Source organism: Ottowia flava (assembly GCF_008017535.1).
Lineage (GTDB): Bacteria > Pseudomonadota > Gammaproteobacteria > Burkholderiales > Burkholderiaceae_C > Ottowia > Ottowia flava.
Map to the genome: position 1 here is coordinate 1 of NZ_VRUA01000046.1, position 2,348 is coordinate 2,348.

Here is a 2,348-nt window from a genome sequence, read left to right on the forward strand (position 1 = left end):
GGGCGCTGGAGCCGGGGCAGGCTTGGGCGCGGGCTTGGGCTGCGGCGGGGTGTTGAGCATTCTGCGCAACACATCGTCCTCACAAGGCCGATTACCGGCGCTTTCCCTGTTCACGGGCTGTTGAGCGGGTGGCATGATGACTGCATTGTGCCAAAGCGGCCCAGGATGACCAGAGAAGAATTCATTGCTTACGTTGACTCTGTGCTGTTGGCGCAGAAGTCGATTCCAGGAATCGATGAGCCAACTCATTTTGAGTTGGGTACGTTTAGGAATGAATACGTATTGAAGTTGCCAGTAGAAATTAATGGTGTGCTAGGCCCAGAAAAAATAATCGTAGCATACAGACCTAGTGCGCATATAGACTATTCCATTTCACTTGTATGCAATGTTTCGGTGTGTCGGCTTGATTATGATGAGGCAGGAGGACATACCAATAGTATGCTTGCATCTAGATTCAGGATTCCATTAATTGTTTCTGGTCCTCATTTTCATAAATGGGAATATAATAAGCAGTTCGTTGAAAACGATACGAAGTTACTTGAACTCAAAAATGCGGTAGAAGTCAGAGGAATTAGATCATTTGACTCGGCGCTAAGGTGGTTCTGCGGAGAGGTGAATGTACATTTGCCGCACAATCATTCAATTGCGCTGCCAACAGATAGGTTGCTATGAATTTGCTCCATACTATTGAGCAGTCATTGCTCGAAACATTTAAATGCCACGCTATCGAAAATGGCGTGCTTGTAAACACCCATTGCCTCTATCCAAGCAATGCAGTTGTTAAAGTTATTGTGTACGGGTGCAGCTCAGAGTTTTATGTGACTGATGCCGGGGGATGGAGAAAAGAGCTTGAGGATGCTGGGGCCTATGACAAATTGAGGGATAGGCACGTCCAGACTGCGGCATCCAAACAGGGCCTTCACTTGGATCAGGCGGGGGCCATCAGATCTCCTTCGATAAATGCCAAAGATATACCAGCCGCCATTGCAGTTGTGGCAAACATATCAAAGGAAATCTCCCACACAATTTATTCTTCTTGGAAATTTCCGCGCAAGAAGTTTAAAGAAAGAGTCCGCGAGGTCATTAAGCAACAATTCAGTGAATCAGACGTGTCTGAAAAAAAAATATCTGGAGCGAGCAACAAAGTCCACACATTTGAAAACGTAATTTCATTGCATTCAGGTTTGCAGATAATTATTGATCCAGTTATTAGGGATGCGGCTTCAATAAATTCTAGAATAGTCGCAAACATGGATGTGCATTCCAAGTCATACGATCATGTAAGACAAGCAATCATCTATGATGATGAGGAGCGCTGGTCGTCTGATGAATTAAACTTACTCGGATTGCCTAGCGTTCCGGTCTTGGCTTTTTCTCGGAATGCAACAAGGCTTCGAGAATTTGTTGGTATTTAGTTGGCTTGTTGTCCGTTAACGCGCCGATATGTCAGTCGCTTCCCAGCGATGCCCTTGAGCGCCAGATTGGCGCGGTCGGTGTCGCTGTAGCCCAGTGAGCTACGGGTGTTGTAGCGGAAGTCGAACTCGCGCACGTAGCGTTGCAGGTGCTGCTCGCCGACATGGTGGAACGTGCCGACCAGACCGCGCTTGAGAATCGAGAAATAGCCTTCTACCGTGTTCGTCGTGACATGGCCGCGTGCATATTCCTGCGCCGTGTGGTTCACGAACTCGTGGCTGGCGTAGCCCTTGGTGGCCTTGCGGTAGGCGTAGTGGCTGTCGGTGTGAATGTGCGTGTCCTTGTGCACGTTCTTGGTGATGGCTTCCTTCAGCGTGGCCGATGTGACCACCTGGACATGGAACGAGCGAACCTTGCCGCCACGCTCGACCAGCGACACGATCTTTTCTTTCTGGTGTCCGCCTTGCTTGGTGCCGACCAGTTTGCCGATCTTGGACTGGTGGGTGTTGCCCCAGTAAGTCTCATCAACCTCTACAGTGGAGCCCCCACCGCCCAGCAGGCCGCCTGATTCAGCGGTCATGGCCTCGCGGATGCGGTGCGACATGAACCAGGCTGTTTTGTAGGTCACGCCCAGCATGCGCTCAAGCTGCTTGGCGCTAATGCCCTTCTTGCTGGCGCACATCAGGTGCACGGCTTGCAGCCACACGTTAAGGGCGATCTTGCTGCGCTCGAACACGGTTCCGACAGTGACAGTGAACTGATCGGAGCAGTCCACGCACTTGTAGAGGCCGGGGCGGTGCGCCTTGCCTTGCAACTTGTAGTGGCTGCCCACGGAACCGCAGTGCGGGCAGACGACGCCATTCGGCCAGCGCAGGGCTTCAAGGTACTCGCGCGCCTTGTCTGCGTCTTGGAAGTGCGGTTGATTGAGAATCGCG

3 protein-coding genes are annotated in these 2,348 nt (G+C 51.3%); 2 read left to right on the forward strand and 1 reads right to left on the reverse strand.

Translation table 11 applies throughout. The features are described from left to right. Both FVQ98_RS19480 and FVQ98_RS19485 read left to right on the forward strand, forming a co-directional pair. Positions 1 to 672, forward strand: a 672-nt coding sequence (locus FVQ98_RS19480) for a hypothetical protein (RefSeq protein ID WP_222707634.1), incomplete at its 5' end; no start/stop codon positions are given. After that, positions 669 to 1,415, forward strand: coding sequence for a hypothetical protein (locus FVQ98_RS19485; protein WP_147915114.1), 747 nt, complete (start codon positions 669 to 671; stop codon positions 1,413 to 1,415). The genes FVQ98_RS19480 and FVQ98_RS19485, both read left to right, overlap by 4 nt. Here FVQ98_RS19485 and FVQ98_RS19490 read toward each other — a convergent pair. After that, positions 1,412 to 2,344, reverse strand: coding sequence for an IS1595 family transposase (locus tag FVQ98_RS19490; RefSeq protein WP_147915115.1), 933 nt, complete (start codon positions 2,342 to 2,344; stop codon positions 1,412 to 1,414). The genes FVQ98_RS19485 and FVQ98_RS19490 overlap by 4 nt on opposite strands. Positions 2,345 to 2,348: the final 4 nt, after the last annotated feature.